The 15,941-nt window shown below is 53.7% G+C and carries 14 protein-coding genes; 13 read left to right on the top strand and 1 reads right to left on the bottom strand.

Features of this window, described 5'->3' with window-relative positions:
• Positions 1-43: 43 nt before the first annotated feature.
• The 12 genes from pyrR to GP475_RS06300 all read left to right on the top strand — a co-directional run bounded on the left by pyrR (position 44) and on the right by GP475_RS06300 (position 14,516).
• On the top strand, positions 44-613 hold the full coding sequence (gene pyrR, locus GP475_RS06355; protein ID WP_187973617.1) for a bifunctional pyr operon transcriptional regulator/uracil phosphoribosyltransferase PyrR: 570 nt from the start codon (positions 44-46) through the stop codon (positions 611-613).
• The gene (locus tag GP475_RS06350) at positions 614-1,582 is read left to right on the top strand and encodes an aspartate carbamoyltransferase catalytic subunit (protein WP_187973616.1); all 969 of its coding nucleotides are present in this window, start codon (positions 614-616) and stop codon (positions 1,580-1,582) included. It begins immediately after the preceding gene.
• A gap of 21 nt (positions 1,583-1,603) precedes the next feature.
• Positions 1,604-2,944 carry a dihydroorotase gene (locus tag GP475_RS06345; RefSeq protein ID WP_187973615.1) on the top strand — a complete coding sequence of 447 codons (1,341 nt, stop codon included), beginning with the start codon at positions 1,604-1,606 and terminating at the stop codon, positions 2,942-2,944.
• A gap of 65 nt (positions 2,945-3,009) precedes the next feature.
• A complete protein-coding gene (gene carA, locus GP475_RS06340; protein ID WP_262485144.1) occupies positions 3,010-4,203 on the top strand; it encodes a glutamine-hydrolyzing carbamoyl-phosphate synthase small subunit in 1,194 nt (397 codons plus the stop codon).
• Positions 4,204-7,536: a carbamoyl-phosphate synthase large subunit gene (gene carB, locus GP475_RS06335; protein WP_187973614.1), complete on the top strand. Its 3,333-nt coding sequence runs from the start codon at positions 4,204-4,206 to the stop codon at positions 7,534-7,536.
• Positions 7,533-8,357, top strand: coding sequence for an orotidine-5'-phosphate decarboxylase (gene pyrF, locus GP475_RS06330; protein WP_187973613.1), 825 nt, complete (start codon positions 7,533-7,535; stop codon positions 8,355-8,357). Before carB ends, pyrF begins: the two co-directional genes overlap by 4 nt.
• A gap of 241 nt (positions 8,358-8,598) precedes the next feature.
• On the top strand, positions 8,599-8,922 hold the full coding sequence (gene mihF, locus GP475_RS06325; protein WP_187973612.1) for an integration host factor, actinobacterial type: 324 nt from the start codon (positions 8,599-8,601) through the stop codon (positions 8,920-8,922).
• Between the two features lie 3 nt (positions 8,923-8,925).
• Positions 8,926-9,507: a guanylate kinase gene (gmk, locus tag GP475_RS06320; RefSeq protein ID WP_187973611.1), complete on the top strand. Its 582-nt coding sequence runs from the start codon at positions 8,926-8,928 to the stop codon at positions 9,505-9,507.
• Positions 9,508-9,527: 20 nt separating this feature from the next.
• Positions 9,528-9,818 carry a DNA-directed RNA polymerase subunit omega gene (gene rpoZ / locus GP475_RS06315; RefSeq protein ID WP_187975825.1) on the top strand — a complete coding sequence of 97 codons (291 nt, stop codon included), beginning with the start codon at positions 9,528-9,530 and terminating at the stop codon, positions 9,816-9,818.
• A gap of 109 nt (positions 9,819-9,927) precedes the next feature.
• Positions 9,928-11,193: a bifunctional phosphopantothenoylcysteine decarboxylase/phosphopantothenate--cysteine ligase CoaBC gene (coaBC, locus tag GP475_RS06310; RefSeq protein WP_187973610.1), complete on the top strand. Its 1,266-nt coding sequence runs from the start codon at positions 9,928-9,930 to the stop codon at positions 11,191-11,193.
• A 65-nt stretch (positions 11,194-11,258) separates the two neighbouring features.
• Positions 11,259-12,479, top strand: coding sequence for a methionine adenosyltransferase (gene metK, locus GP475_RS06305; protein WP_187973609.1), 1,221 nt, complete (start codon positions 11,259-11,261; stop codon positions 12,477-12,479).
• A 9-nt stretch (positions 12,480-12,488) separates the two neighbouring features.
• Positions 12,489-14,516 carry a primosomal protein N' gene (locus GP475_RS06300; protein WP_187973608.1) on the top strand — a complete coding sequence of 676 codons (2,028 nt, stop codon included), beginning with the start codon at positions 12,489-12,491 and terminating at the stop codon, positions 14,514-14,516.
• On the opposite strand, the gene thiD is transcribed toward GP475_RS06300, so the two are convergent.
• Complete coding sequence (gene thiD, locus GP475_RS06295; RefSeq protein WP_187973607.1) at positions 14,513-15,325, bottom strand: bifunctional hydroxymethylpyrimidine kinase/phosphomethylpyrimidine kinase; 813 nt, start codon at positions 15,323-15,325, stop codon at positions 14,513-14,515. The genes GP475_RS06300 and thiD overlap by 4 nt on opposite strands.
• 75 nt (positions 15,326-15,400) lie before the next feature.
• Between thiD and def the strand changes: the two genes are divergently transcribed.
• A complete protein-coding gene (gene def / locus GP475_RS06290; protein WP_187973606.1) occupies positions 15,401-15,907 on the top strand; it encodes a peptide deformylase in 507 nt (168 codons plus the stop codon).
• The last annotated feature ends 34 nt before the right edge of the window (positions 15,908-15,941 follow it).

Raw genomic sequence — 15,941 nt, 5'->3', positions numbered from 1 at the left:
CATCCTTTAATGACCGCACAGAGAGGCGGGGAAGGAGGTCACGATGAGTGAAGGAACGCCGACAACAACAGAGCTCATGAGTAGCGATGATGTAGGGCGCACCGTGGCACGCATCGCGCACCAGATTATTGAAAAAACAGCGCTCGACGAGGCTGATGCTAAGCCCGTCGTTCTTTTAGGAATTCCATCGGGTGGGGTGCCTCTAGCAGAACGTCTAGCGGCGCGAATCACTGAATTTTCCGGGGTTACTATCCCGGTGGGGGCTTTAGATATCACCTTATATCGGGATGATTTGAGCAATACGCCGCATCGTGCGTTGCGACCCACTCGGATACCGCCTGGAGGGATTGAGGGCCGAGTTGTGGTCCTTGTCGATGACGTTTTATATTCCGGCCGTACCATTCGGGCTGCCTTGGATGCGTTGCGGGATATAGGCCGGCCAGAATGCGTCCAACTGGCTGTTTTAGTTGACCGAGGACATCGGCAATTACCTATCCGCGCAGATTATGTGGGGAAGAATCTTCCCACCGCGCAGGCGGAAAAAATCACAGTGTATCTGGAACCCATTGACGGTCGAGATGCTGTGGAACTGAGTCCAGGGGAGAACGCCTAAATGAAGCATTTGTTGAGTATCTCGGATCTAAATCGAGACGAGATTATTGCTCTGATGGATGAAGCGGATCGGTTCCGGGAGGCTATTGAGGAACGTGAGGTAAAGAAGCTACCGACGCTGCGGGGTCGGACCATCTTTACGTTATTCTACGAAAACTCCACCCGAACACGGTCATCCTTCGAAACCGCCGGTAAATGGATGAGCGCAGATGTCATTAATATTTCTGCTTCTTCTTCATCAGTAGCGAAAGGTGAATCCCTCAAAGACACGGGTGCTACCTTGGCTGCCGTAGGGGCAGACGCCATCGTTATCCGACATCCTAATTCCGGAGCGCCGCAATTATTAGCCCAATGGCTTGATAACGATGCTGACCACCCCACCAATCCCCACCCCGGATCTAGCCCGGCAATTATTAACGCGGGTGATGGTTCCCATCAGCACCCCACTCAAGCTTTGCTTGATGCAGTCACTATGCGTCAAAAGCTTGGGGATATTCAGGGACGCAAAATTGTCATCGTGGGAGATTGTCTTCACTCTCGGGTGGTTCGCTCAAATGTTGATCTTTTAAGCACCCTCGGAGCTGAGGTGGTACTAGTTGCTCCTCCCACCTTGTTGCCCTATGGGGTAGAAACCTGGCCGGTACGGACTACTAGCGATTTTGATGCTGAAATCTCCGACGCAGATGTCATCATGATGCTGCGAGTTCAGGCCGAAAGAATGCACGGTGGTTTCTTCCCTTCCCAGCGGGAATACGCCACCTTATATGGATTGAGCCAAGAACGAGCGGCCCGGATGAAGTCTGGTTCTTTTGTCATGCACCCTGGTCCAATGCTGCGTGGTATGGAAATTAACTTTTCCGTCGCAGATGCGCCGAATACCGCGGTATTGCAGCAGGTTTCCAATGGGGTTCATGTCCGTATGGCAGTGCTTTTCACCTTGATCGCCGGCGCGCAGTCACCGGGGTTTTAGCGCAGAAGGGGAAGGATTTTCATGACTACGTACCCGGAAACAGGGTTGCTGGCTGAGTCGGAACCCGGCATCTTATTGATCCGCAATGCTCGCCCCTACGGCGAAGGTGATGGTCAACATGTGCTGATTAAAGACGGGATAATCGTCGAGCTTGATGCCGGAGAAGTTTCCGCCGACCGCATTATTGATGCCGATGGCCACGTGTTGCTGCCCGGCCTTGTTGATATGCACGTTCACCTGCGTGAGCCAGGGCGTGAGGATACCGAAACCATTGCCACAGGTTCAGCTGCTGCAGCAGTAGGTGGCTTTACTGCTGTTTTCACGATGGCTAATACCAGTCCTACCGTGGACCAACCCATTATTGCTGAGGGGATTTGGGCCAAGGGACAAAGAATTAATCTCTGTGACGTCCACCCCGTTGGTTCCATTACTAAAGGATTAGCTGGAAAAGAGCTCACCGAGTTTGGAATGATGGCGCGCAGTGACGCCAGAGTGAGAATGTTCTCTGATGACGGCAAGTGTGTGGATAACCCGCTGGTTATGCGCCGGGCTTTAGAATACGCCAAAGGCTTAGATGTCTTATTAGCCCAGCATTGCGAAGAACCTCGTCTTACCGAGGGAGCCGTGGCACACGAAGGAGCAGTAGCTGCTCGTTTAGGATTGCGAGGTTGGCCGCGTGCGGCGGAAGAATCAATAGTTATTCGCGATGCTTTATTGGCACGTGATTACGGCAGCCGAACCCATATTTGTCATGCGTCGACGGAAGGGACTGTCCAGCTAGTTGAATGGGCAAAAGAACACAATATTCCCTTAACTGCGGAAGTTACGCCTCATCACCTCTTATTAACGGATAAGCGGCTGGAAACCTATGACGGAGTTAATCGAGTCAACCCACCCTTGCGGGAAGATCGTGACGTTCAGGCGCTACGTCAGGCACTCTTAGACGGAATTATTGATTGTGTTGCTACGGATCATGCACCACATGGTTCTGAGGAAAAATGCTGCGAGTTTGATCATGCTCGACCTGGCATGTTGGGGCTGGAAACTTCCTTGGCGGTGATTGCTGACAACTTTGTTCGCACAGGGCTGGCTAATTGGCGCTGGGTCGCCAAGGTGATGAGTGAGAAGCCTGCGGAAATTACCCGGCTACCAGGGCACGGTCGTCCTCTTGCTGTGGGAGAACCGGCAAATCTATGCCTGGTTGATCCAGACTGCTCCTGGACTTCTTATGGGAAGGACACTCAATCCAAAGCCGTGAATAACCCTTATGAAGGAATGGATTTTCACACTAAGGTGAGTGCCACCATTTTGAGAGGTCGGGTGACCTATCAGGAGGGGACCATTAGTGCTCCACGCGCCTAATGCTTTAGAAAAGCAATATTAATACGTAGAAATTACAGTTAAGAAAATTGTCGAAAGGTGACGTTGTGACGTCAAGTACTGCACATCCCGGTGGCATCCCAGCGCCGGACGATCATCAGCCAGCAGTGCTAGTTTTAGCTGATGGCAAAGTATTTCGTGGCCTCGGTTTCGGCGCCACCGGAACTACCTTAGGAGAGGCGGTTTTTACTACCGCCATGACTGGATATCAAGAAACCCTCACCGATCCCTCATATCATCGACAGATCGTAGTCTCCACCGCTCCGCAGATCGGAAACACCGGGTGGAATGATGAGGACAGCGAATCTCATACGGGGAAAATCTGGGTTTCTGGTTACGTCATCCGGGATCTTTCTCGCAGTGTATCCAACTGGCGGGCCACCCGGTCTTTGGAAGATGAAATGAAAGACCAAGGCATCATCGGAATCCGCGGAGTAGATACCCGCACCCTGGTTCGTCATTTGCGTAACTTCGGATCCATTAAGGCCGGAATTTTTTCCGGTAAAGACGCTCACGCACCCATCGACGATCTTCGTGCAAAGGTGAACGGGCAACCGGATATGGCTGGGGCGGACTTATCCGCTGAAGTCTCAACTGATCAGCCCTATATTCTCGAACCCGAAGGGGATCAGAAATTCACCGTCGTCGCCTATGACATGGGCATTAAATCATCCACCCCACGTTATTTAGTAGAACGAGGGATTCGTACCGTTGTTGTTCCGGCCAACACACCGTTGTCGGACATTAAGCAATATCAACCCGATGGAGTTTTTGTCTCCAACGGGCCTGGAGACCCCGCAACAGCAGACACAATGGTTGAGGTAGTTCGCGAGGTGCTTCGTTCGCAGATCCCGTTCTTCGGAATCTGCTTCGGCAACCAGATTTTGGGTCGTGCTTTGGGGCTTGATACCTATAAGCTGAAGTTCGGGCATCGAGGCATTAACGTCCCAGTTATTGACCACACCACCAAGAAAATCTATATCACTGCTCAAAATCACGGTTTCGCGCTCGCCGGAACCGGCGGGGAAGAATTCGACACTGAGTTCGGGCCAGCGGTGATTACTCATACCTGTCTCAATGACGATGTTGTCGAGGGAGTTGCCCTGAAAAACGGGAGGGCGTTTTCTGTCCAATATCACCCCGAATCATCGGCGGGACCCCACGATGCTAACCCACTTTTCGATCAGTTTGTAGAGCTTATGTCCACGGCTCAGCCGGAATCTCAGGAGGCAAAGAACTAAATGCCAAAGCGTACGGATATTAATCACGTCCTGGTTATCGGTTCTGGGCCTATCGTTATTGGTCAAGCGTGTGAGTTTGACTATTCAGGTACCCAGGCGTGCCGAGTTCTTAAAGATGAGGGTCTACGAGTTACCCTGGTCAACTCCAACCCGGCGACCATCATGACTGATCCGGAGTTTGCCCATCACACCTACGTGGAACCGATTGAGCCCGACTATATTGAAGCGATTCTCGAAAGAGAAAAAGCTCAAGGTTACCCAGTGGATGCGGTGCTGGCGACCTTAGGTGGGCAGACAGCTCTTAATGCTGCTATTCAGCTTGATCGGCGAGGCATCCTGGAGAAATACGGGGTAGAACTTATCGGTGCTGATATCGACGCCATTCAGCGTGGTGAAGATCGCCAAATGTTCAAAGATATCGTTGCGAAAATTGGCGGTTCTTCGGCGCGATCCCGGGTGTGTCACAACATGGATGAAGTTCATGAAACTGTGGCGGAGCTTGGGTTACCGGTGGTTGTTCGCCCCTCCTTCACGATGGGTGGCTTGGGTTCCGGCTTAGCGTTCACCCAAGAAGACCTGGACCGGATTGCTGGTGGCGGCCTGGCCGCTTCCCCCGAAGCTAATGTGTTGATTGAAGAATCCATCCTGGGGTGGAAGGAATTCGAGTTAGAGCTTATGCGCGACGCAGATGACAACGTGGTGGTCATCTGCTCCATCGAAAACGTAGATGCTCTTGGGGTTCACACGGGAGATTCAGTAACCGTGGCGCCGTCGATGACGCTGACGGACCGTGAATTCCAAACGATGCGTGACCAGGGTATTGCCATCATCAGGGAAGTCGGGGTGGCAGCGGGTGGATGTAATATCCAGTTCGCTATCAATCCCGTTGATGGACGGATCATCACCATTGAGATGAATCCTCGGGTTTCGCGTTCCTCGGCTTTGGCTTCTAAAGCTACGGGTTTCCCGATTGCTAAATTTGCCGCCAAACTTGCCATCGGTTATACGCTTGACGAAATTGATAATGACATCACCGGCGAAACCCCGGCGGCTTTTGAACCCACCTTGGACTACGTGGTGGTCAAGGCCCCACGCTTTGCCTTTGAGAAATTCGTGGGTGCCGATGACACCTTGACAACCACGATGAAATCGGTGGGCGAGGCAATGTCGCTGGGACGAAATTACATCTCTGCCCTCAATAAGGTGATGCGCTCCCTGGAGCAAAAACCCGCTGGTTTTTGGACTGTTGAAGACGACGACCGGGACGTCAGCGACATTCTTGCCGCCTTGCAGCGCCCCACCCAGGGACGAATGTATGACGTGGAATTGGCCTTGCGTAAAGGCGCTAGTGTCGCTGAGGTGCATGAGGCGTCCGGCATTGATCCGTGGTTCCTCTCCGAATTGCAAGGCTTGGTGGAGTTCCGAAAGGTGCTTGAGGAATCTCCGGTGCTGAATGCGGATTTGCTGCGTCATGCCAAATACTATGGGCTTTCTGATGCTCAGATTGCAGCGCTGCGGCCGGAATTTGCCGGTGAGGATGGGGTTCGACGTCTGCGCTGGTCATTGGGGATACGGCCGGTATTTAAGACGGTTGACACCTGTGCGGCTGAGTTTGAGGCCCGCACCCCCTATCACTACTCCGCCTATGAACTTGACCCAGCCGCGGAATCTGAGGTAGCTCCGCAACCGGATAAGGAAAAAGTTCTTATTCTTGGCTCTGGTCCTAACCGAATTGGTCAGGGTATTGAGTTTGACTATTCCTGTGTCCATGCGGCTTTGGAGTTGTCTCGGGTGGGGTATGAGACGGTCATGGTCAATTGCAACCCGGAGACTGTTTCTACCGATTATGACACCGCTGATCGTCTCTATTTTGAGCCGTTGACCTTCGAAGATGTCATGGAGGTATATCACGCAGAGTGTCAATCCGGTACAGTAGCTGGCGTCATTGTCCAGTTGGGCGGTCAAACACCGCTTGGTCTGGCGCAAAGATTGCGTGACGCTGGGGTTCCTGTCGTCGGAACGTCTCCGGAGGCAATTAACCTGGCAGAAGACCGCGGTGAATTTGGGGAGGTTTTGCGTCGGGCAGATCTTCCCGCCCCGGATTTCGGGACGGCAACGTCTTTCCCAGAAGCTCGAGAGGTCGCCAGCAGCATTGGTTATCCGGTGCTCGTGCGCCCCTCTTATGTGTTGGGTGGACGCGGCATGGAAATTGTTTACGATGAAAAGTCGTTGAATGACTACATTGATCGTGCCACTGAACTCTCAAGCGATCACCCGGTTTTGGTAGATAGATTCCTTGATTCAGCAATCGAAATTGATGTCGATGCATTGTGTGATGGGTCAGAGGTATATCTAGCCGGGGTGATGGAGCATATTGAAGAAGCGGGTATTCACTCTGGTGACTCGGCGTGCGCTTTGCCACCGATGACCCTGGGTGCAGAAGACATTGAAAAGGTTCGACGGTCCACTGAAGCCTTGGCGCGAGGTATCGGTGTGCAAGGGCTCATGAATGTGCAATACGCGCTGAAAGATGACATCTTATATGTCATTGAAGCTAATCCCAGGGCGTCACGAACAGTACCTTTTGTCTCCAAGGCCACCGGCGTCCACTTGGCTAAAGCAGCTGCTCGAATCATGTTGGGAGCTACTTTTGCTGAGCTTAAGGCCGAAGGGTTATTGCCTACTGATTATGACGGCGGCTCTTTACCACTGGAAGCCCCCATTGCAGTGAAAGAAGCTGTATTACCGTTCACCAGGTTCCGTCGACCCGATGGTTCCATGTTGGATACTTTGTTAAGCCCTGAAATGAAATCTACTGGAGAGGTGATGGGGCTAGCCGATAACTTTGGCGCGGCCTATGCCAAAGCTGAGACTGCGGCTTTTGGGCAGCTTCCCACGGGAGGAACAGTCTTTGTTTCGGTGGCCAACCGCGATAAGCGGACTCTGCTGTTGCCGATTCAGCGCCTTTCCTCACTAGGGTTTAAGATCCTAGCTTCTTCTGGAACCTCGATGATGCTGCGGCGGAACGGGATTGAGTGCGAAACCGTGTTGAAGCAAAAGGAAGTCCACTCTGGAGCCCAGGGAGAATCCATTGTGGATCTCATCAAGAAGGGTGATATTGACCTTATTCTGAATACTCCAGCCGGATCCGCGTCGACCCGTAATGACGGCTATGCGATCCGGGCTGCCGCTGTTGGTGCCGGAGTACCCTTGGTCACCACGGTGCAAGGGATCAATGCTGCGGTCCAAGGCATTGAAGCGCTGCAGCGCGGTGGATTAAGGGTTCGAGCTTTGCAAGAACTAGAGCACACCATGGTGGGGCAGCAACAGTGACACCTTTTGGCGTACGTCTTCTTGATCTTTCAGCACAACGAGGCAGACTCTGCGTTGGAATAGACCCACATGAACAGCTTCTTTCTGACTGGGGTTTGGACGTGTCTGTGGATGGGTTGCGTCGATTCAGTGACATTTGTGTCGAGGCTTTCGCCGAGCACGCGGTTCTTGTTAAACCCCAGGTGGCCTTTTATGAGCGTTTTGGCTCAGCGGGCTACCACGTGTTGGAAGAAACTATTCGTGGTCTGAGAGCTGGTGGTGCTTTGGTCCTTGCCGACGCGAAACGCGGGGACATTGGCTCCACGATGGAAGGCTATGCCCAGGCCTGGTTGGCACCGGATGCTCCCTTGTCCTGTGATGCCCTCACCCTCAGCCCGTTTTTAGGGGTGGACTCCCTTGAACCGGCTTTTCGGCTCGCTCAGACCGCAGGGGCAGGAATATTTGTGTTGGCGGCAACATCAAATCCCGAGGCGAAGGAGATCCAACAACGGTCCGACGCCTCTGGGTGCTCGGTGTCGCAACATATCGTCGATGGCTTGGCTCGACGCAATGCGGAAGCAGGTCACCTCGTTGGGAGCCTAGGGGTTGTCGTGGGAGCAACGCTGACTCAACCACCAAGCTTAGGTAGTCTCAACGGCCCTGTCTTGTTGCCTGGTGTAGGAGCTCAAGGCGCAGATCACGATGATGTTGCTCGGATTTGCGCCGGTGTCGAAAAGCTGGCATTTCCCAACATTTCCCGTGGTATTTTGCGTTGTGGACCAGATCTAAGCGCCTTAAGGGAGAGCTTCTTCCGGGCTAGGGAAAGTTTTCCTGGCGTTTAATGTGCATTTGGCCCGCCACCCTGGTATTTTGTTCTTGGAATCCGGCGGAACCACTGAAGGCTTGCCTTCAGAGTGTCGGGCACGCAAGAGAGAACTACACCGGTGTTAGACTGGACCTCCATCCGGCGTTGGCTGGAGTGTGCTAGGTTGATGCACTTGTGAGAGATTTGGGTGCTTTCGATGGCATCACGTCGCCCACCCGGATCGTAATTTGGAAACGATAGGAATCGGAGGAATCCCCGTGGCCCTTCCCAAGTTGACTGATGAGCAGCGCAAGGAAGCCCTAGCTAAAGCTGCTGAGGCTCGTAAGGCCCGTGCTGAGCTGAAGGAAAAGCTCAAGCGTGGTGGCACCAACCTCAAGGAAGTTCTGGCTCAGGCTCAGGACGATGAAATCATCGGCAAGACCAAGGTGTCTGCACTTTTGGAGGCACTTCCGAAGGTAGGCAAGGTCAAAGCTAAGGAGATCATGGAGGAGCTGGAAATTGCCCCGACCCGCCGCCTCCGTGGTTTGGGTGAGCGCCAGCGTCGTGCTCTGCTGGACCGCTTTGGTTTCAGCGAGGATTAATTGATGACTAGTGGTGAGCAATCTCGTGGCCAGCTAGTGGTATTGGTTGGCCCCTCTGCGGTAGGGAAATCCACGGTAGTTCACCAGCTGCGTCAAAATATCGAGGATCTGTATTTCAGTGTCTCGATGACCACGCGCGCTCCTCGCCCTCATGAGGAAGAAGGCATTGATTACTTCTTCGTTAGCCTAGATCAATTCCAGCATGAAATTGATAATGGTGGAATGTTGGAATGGGCTGATATCCATGGCGGCTTACAACGTTCTGGAACCCCAGCAGCCCCAGTTAATCAAGCCCTCCAGGAAGGGCGGCCGGTTCTGGTGGAAGTGGACGTTGTCGGAGCTCGAGCCATTAAATCATTAATGCCCGAGGCCACCACTGTTTTCCTGGCTCCACCCTCGTGGGAGGAATTGGTGCAGCGGCTGACTGGGCGTGGCACAGAAACAGCAGAAGTCATAGAGCGGCGGCTCGCGACTGCCCGTAATGAACTAGCTGCACGCGACGAGTTTGATCAAATAGTTGTCAATGACGACGTGAATCAAGCCGTCGCCTCTATTAGTGATATTCTGCTGAAGGAAAATAGCTAATTCTTCAGGAAAAGGTGACAGTGACCAAGGTGAGTAACGATACTTCGCGGAACGAGGCCGTTTTTGATCCGCCAATCGGCATTACTTCTCCTCCGATTGACGAGCTTTTGGACAAAGTATCCTCGAAGTACGCTTTGGTGATCTTTGCCGCAAAACGAGCACGCCAGATCAATAGTTACTACCAAGATGCTGATGAGGGTGTTTTTGAATTCGTTGGTCCGCTGGTAACCCCGGAGGCCGGCGAAAAACCGCTTTCCATCGCTCTTCGCGAAATTGACGCAGGTCTGATCGAGCACGAAGAAGGCCGCTAAATCCTTGGGTTAATCAAGGTAAAAACGGTGAAACGTTAAAGAAGGATCCCCGCGACCGGTGCATTAGAATGGTCGCGGGTTTTCTTCATGCCAGGAAGGCTAAAAGCTAATGGAATCTGATACTTCGCGCAATATCGTAGTTGGAGTAGCAGGCGGTATCGCTGCCTACAAAGCCTGCCACCTGGTACGCAACTTCACCGAACACGGGGACCGGGTTCGTGTTGTCCCAACCTCAGCGGCGCTCAACTTCGTGGGAGCAGCCACATTTGAGGCTCTCTCAGGCCAACCTGTTTCCACCACGGTTTTTGATGCCGTCGATGAGGTAGCACATGTTCGAATTGGTCAAGAAGCTGATGGCATCGTTATTGCACCAGCAACGGCGGATCTGATCGCCCGCATAGCAAGCGGCAGAGCGGATGATTTGCTTAGTGCGACTGTCCTAGTGGCAACCTGTCCCATCGTTGTTGCGTCAGCCATGCACACCGAAATGTGGTTAAACCCTGCCACTCAAGCTAATGTTGCGACACTCCGTTCCCGGGGCATAGTCGTCCTTGAGCCGGCACACGGTCGTCTCACCGGAAAAGACAGCGGCGCTGGACGACTACTAGAGCCAGAACAAATAGCTTCTTTGAGTCGCGAGGTTTTTAACGGATCCACTTTGCCGCATACCTGGTCTGGGAAAAAGGTACTCATTACTGCAGGCGGAACCCAAGAAAACCTTGATCCAGTTCGATACCTGGGAAATCGTTCTTCTGGACAACAAGGATTCGCGCTAGCGGAAATCGCCGCACAACGTGGTGCTGAGGTGAGTATCATCGCAGCGAACACGGATCGCTTACCCACCCCGGCTGGAGCGAAGATAACTTCGGTACGCAGCGCCCGCGACATGCTAAGTGCCGTTATTGAGCAAGCCCCGCAGCAGGATATCATCATCATGGCTGCCGCTGTGGCTGATTATCGGCCGCACTACGAAGCAGATATGAAATTGAAAAAGGGGAAAGATGATTCCGCTCTGGGCACCCTGGCATTGACCGAGAACCCAGATATTTTGCGGCATGTGGTGAAGATGCGGGATCAAGGCAGCCTGAACCCAGAAGCGGTGATTGTGGGATTCGCTGCGGAAACCGGCGATGAACACCATAGCGCTGAGGAACTAGCTGTGGCTAAGTTAGCCCGCAAGGGGTGCGATTTGTTGATGTGCAATGAGGTTGGCGAAGGCAAGGTGTTCGGGCAGCCCCTCAACAGTGGGGTGTTATTGCTCCGCGGGGAAGATCCAGCAGCGCCGGTGCGTCGCACTATCACTCAGGGCAGTAAGTTGTCCGTGGCAATTCAAATCCTTGACGCCATTGACGGACTGGGTCATTGCCAAAATTAGACAACTTGGTCTATGTTGGTATGGGTATTTCATGTTGTTGAGTATGGGAAAAGGAAGAATTATCAGTGGCTAAGGACGCATTACGGCTTTTTACCAGTGAATCTGTCACCGAAGGGCACCCGGATAAGATCTGTGATGCGATCTCGGACACCATCCTCGATGCCATGCTTGAGCAGGATCCTCAAGCTCGGGTGGCGGTTGAAACGTTAGTGACTACCGGTCAGGTTCACGTGGTAGGGGAGGTGCGGACCACCGGATACGTAGAGATTCCGCAGCTAGTTCGGGACACCCTTCTGAAAATTGGGTTTAACTCCTCAGATATGGGATTCGATGGCCGGACCTGTGGCGTGAACGTGGCTATTGGAGAGCAGTCAGCAGAAATTGGTGAAGGTGTCGACAAGTCCCAAGAAGTGCGCAGCGGAGGACAGCGCGACGCCGACGACCAAGCCGGTGCAGGCGATCAAGGCTTGATGTTTGGATATGCCACGAATGAAACCCCGGAATTTATGCCTCTGCCCATAGCGCTAGCGCATCGTTTAGCGCGACGGCTTACCGAAGTTCGTAAACAAGGCATTGTCCCGCATCTGCGACCAGACGGCAAAACCCAGGTGACTTTGGCCTATGGCGACGACGACCGCCCGGTTGCAGTAGACACGGTGGTGATCTCTACTCAACATGACCCCGATGTGGATCAACAATGGTTAGAGGAGCAACTGCAAGAACATGTCATTGGTGAGGTGTTTTCTTCCAGCAACCTCGATGAGCAGCTTGATACCAGCGACGTTACCGTTTTGGTGAACCCCTCTGGATCCTTTATTGTTGGTGGGCCGATGGGAGATGCAGGTTTAACCGGGCGAAAAATCATCGTTGACACCTATGGGGGGATGGCACGCCATGGTGGCGGGGCATTCTCTGGTAAAGACCCCAGTAAAGTTGACCGTTCAGCAGCGTATGCCATGCGTTGGGTGGCGAAGAATATTGTTGCGGCTGGGTTAGCTGACAAGGCGGAGGTACAGGTAGCCTACGCCATTGGTCGAGCAGCCCCGGTTGGACTGTATGTTGAAACATTCGGCACCGCGCACCACGGTCTCAGCGATACCGCTATCCAAGACGCTCTGCATAAGGTGTTTGATCTTCGCCCTGCCGCAATTATTCGAGAATTAGACCTCCAGCGCCCTATCTATGCCCAGACTGCAGCCTACGGACATTTTGGTCGAACTGACCTAGACCTACCGTGGGAAGAAATCAATCGAGCAGAAGAGCTACGTCGCGCCGCCGGTGTATAATTCTTCCCCATGGCTTCATCCCGCGTACCTGCTTCTCATCAGCCGGTGGCGCGGGTTTTGCCGTTATTGGGGGTGCCACATCTTGACCGGCCCTTTGATTATTTGGTTCCTGAGAAACTCTCCGATCATGCTCAGCCAGGGGTTCGTGTCCGAGTTCGCTTTTCTGGACGACTTATCGACGGCATCGTGCTGGAGCGGTGTGAGAATAAGGAGCACCAGGGCTCGTTGCGTTTTATTGAACGCGTCATCTCGCCGTTTCAGGTGTATCCTGAACGCACCGCCCGCCTAGTGGACTCCCTGGCAGATCGCTATGGCGGTATTCGCTCCGATATTATTCGTTCCGCGGTACCTTCACGTCATGCTGCTGCCGAAAACTCCGATTTTTCAACTCCCTGGGAACACCTAGGACACTGCGCGGAACCTGATCTTTCGGCGTGGTCCAGCTACCAGTTCGGCCCATCCTTTGTCGACGCGGTTATTGCTCGACGTCCAGCTCGGGCTGCATGGCAAGTGCTTCCGGGAGAAGACTGGGCAGCTCCCCTTGCTGCTCTTGCGGCGAAAGTGGTGCGTGATGGTGCCGGAGCTTTGCTGGTGCTTCCTGATCAACGAGATGTCGAACGGATGGAGACAGCTCTCCGCCAGCTAGTTTCTGCTCGGCAGATAACGGTAATGAATGCGGCGCTCGGTCCACAAGCTCGCTATCGTAGATTCCTCTCCGTCCTAATGGGGCAAGGGCGTTTAGTAGTGGGAACCCGCTCCGCAGCTTTTGCTCCAGTCAAGGATTTGGCATTAGCGGTCATCCTCCATGATGGTGATGATAGCCTCGTCGATCCTCGGGCACCCTATACTCACGCCCGTGAAGTATTAAGTACTCGAAGTGCCCAAGAAGGGTGTGCCCTGGTTATCGCCGGATACTCTCGCACTGCCGAAACCCAGCTTTTAGTAGAAGCGGGGTGGGCGCATGATCTAGTAGCTCCTCGAGAAGTCGTGCGCCAAAAGTCGCCGTGGATGCGGGCAGTGGGGGATTCTGATTTTGAGCTTGCTCGAGACCCGAGGGCGCGGCACGCGCGTTTGCCAAAAATAGCTTTTGAGGCCATTCGCCAAGCCTTAGACCGTGATCGCCCAGTTCTAGTGCAGGTTCCACGAAAAGGCTATATCCCGGTATTAGCCTGCGGACATTGCCGGACTCCGGCGCGCTGTCGGCATTGCAATGGTCCACTGGAATTACCGATGGTAAAACCCGATGAAACCGCCGTTCCGACCTGTCGCTGGTGCGGGCGCCCCGATCCTCACTACCGGTGTGCAGAGTGTGGCTCTACTTCCCTGAGAGCGGTGGTGTTGGGGGCGTCGCGCACCGTAGAAGAGCTCGGGCTCGCTTTTCCGGGGGTTCCCATTCTGCTGTCTGGGGGAAACCGTGTCCTGAATGAGGTAAGCAATCGCGCCAGCGTTGTGGTGTCCACTCCAGGAGCTGAGCCCGTGGTGGAAGACCACGGCCGTTATGGGGCGGCAGTACTTTTAGATACGTGGTCTCTTCTTGGCCGACAAAGCCTGAGGGCGACGGAGGACACGCTGGCAACATGGTTCCAGGCTGCATCCCACGTGGAGCCAGCAGCCCACGGCGGCCAGGTTGTCGTTGTTGCTGATAACTCCCTGATTGTGGTGCAGGATTTTCTTTCCTGGGATAGCGTCGCAGCTGCACGACGGGAATTACAGCAACGACGAGAAGCTCATTTCCCCCCGGCCGTGCATTTAGCCGCCATTGATGGTCTACCTTCTGGTCTTTCCGCCTTTATCGACACCGTGCAACTTCCTGAGGGTGCTGAGGTGCTTGGCCCAGTGGACTTGCCGCCAGGAGTGACCTTACCGGGGGAATGGGACAAGTCAGTGCATGGTGACCCGCAAAGAATCATTCTTCGCTGCCCGCTTGGCCCGCGGAATGAGTTGGGCCAAGCGCTGCGAACTGCACGGGTCGCACGATCAGTGCGGAAAGATGATAGCCCACTGAGGATCCAAGTAGACCCTCTTCATATCGGCTAGTTGCGGGCTCCTTGCCAAACCACATCAAAAGGTGTGTTGCACTCTAGGCGCTGTTGAATACCGAGGGTGACGAAGTCTTTGGCCTGATCTACAGCTTCAGCAACGGTGGCACCTTTTGCTAACTCCGCGGTGATGGCGGCTGCTAGGGTGCATCCGGCCCCAGAGACTCGTTGGTTGCCCACCTTGGGGCGGCTAAAACGAGTAATGTTTTGTCCATCCCAAAGCACATCAATAGCTTCTTCGCCGGGGAGTTCCACGCCCCCCTTCGCAACCACATAGGGCACGCCCTTATCTCCAATACGGCGGGCTGCTTCTTCTAGGTCCTCGATGGTGTCGATGGAATCCATCTCAGCTAGGGTCGTCGCTTCAAAAACGTTCGGTGTTATCACCGTTGCCAAGGGAAGGATTTTTTCTCGCAGTGCATTATCGGTGTCTAAGGCGGCGCCAGGTTCTTGTCCTTTACAAATAAGCACCGGATCAACAACTAGGTGGTTCCATTCCCGCTGGGTCAAGGCCTGAGCAACAGTATCAATGGTGTCCGGGGTACCTAGCATCCCCACTTTCGCGGTATCTAAAACTTCCTGGCTGTGGCAGGCCAAGACTGCTTCAATTTGTTCCGCGATAACGGTGGGCTCAATGGGGTGGAATCGGTGCGCCCACTGATTCTGCGGATCAAAAGAGACAATGCAGGTTAATGCTCCCATACCCATGACGCCGAGGGATTGGAACGTTTTAAGATCTACTTGAAAGCCGGCTCCTCCGGTTGCTTCGGATCCGGCGATAACAAAAGCGCGTGCTGGTAATGTCATTCTCGTTACTCTACTCTGCCCGGGGGTAGCATGAGTGCGCCGACAAGAAAAAGTTTAAGGAGAATAACCTTCCTCATGACCATTCGTGATATTCGATTATTTGGTGATCCGGTCTTAACTACTCGGGCTGAGGAAGTGACCGAATTTGATCACGGTCTTAGTGTCCTCATCGATGACATGTTAGAGACCATGGATGCAGCCGGCGGAGTGGGGCTAGCTGCCAACCAAGTGGGGGTCACCCGACGAGTATTTGTTTTTGATTGCTCCGACGACGGAGGCAGCCGCGGTCACATCGTTAATCCCGTGTGGGAACCAATCGGCAAGGACATCCAAGATGGACCAGAAGGGTGTTTGTCTATCCCCGACATTACGGAAGATGTCGTTCGATTTGAGAAGGTGAAGGTAAGTGGTCAAGATCGCGATGGTAATCCCATCAGCATGGAAGCCAGCGGATTAATGGCACGCTGTATCCAGCATGAAAGTGACCATCTAGACGGGATTTTATTCCTGCGACGTTTAGAACCGGCTGCTCGGCGTCGGGCCATGGCAGAAATCCGGGTCGCCCCGTGGTTTGCTCAATAACGAAACCCTTGATCGGCATGAGTGGAAAGGAATC

The organism is Corynebacterium poyangense, from assembly GCF_014522205.1.
Classification (GTDB): domain Bacteria; phylum Actinomycetota; class Actinomycetes; order Mycobacteriales; family Mycobacteriaceae; genus Corynebacterium; species Corynebacterium poyangense.
The sequence above is the reverse complement of the archived record's forward strand: the minus strand, read 5'-3'. Positions and strand labels throughout refer to the sequence as shown.